Annotated in this window: 1 rRNA gene; it reads left to right on the top strand. The window is 40.4% G+C overall.

The features are described from left to right. Window positions 1-126: 126 nt before the first annotated feature. Window positions 127-240 (top strand): 16S ribosomal RNA (locus IWT5_RS12040); the annotation flags it as partial.

Raw genomic sequence — 240 nt, 5'->3', positions numbered from 1 at the left:
GTAGATCTTTGAAAACTGAACAAAGTTTTGTTTCACAAATGTGCAGGGTATATCAGTTTCGGCTGATATCAAATGTAATTTGCGAAGTCAATTTCGCTAGTAATATTAATGAGTCACAAACAATCATAAATTGAGAGTTTGATCCTGGCTCAGGACGAACGCTGGCGGCGTGCCTAATACATGCAAGTCGAACGCATCCCGCTGAATTGAAGTGCTTGCACTGATTTTCAGCATTGGATG

The organism is Secundilactobacillus mixtipabuli (assembly GCF_002217925.1).
GTDB lineage: Bacteria > Bacillota > Bacilli > Lactobacillales > Lactobacillaceae > Secundilactobacillus > Secundilactobacillus mixtipabuli.
The sequence above is the reverse complement of the archived record's forward strand: the minus strand, read 5'-3'. Positions and strand labels throughout refer to the sequence as shown.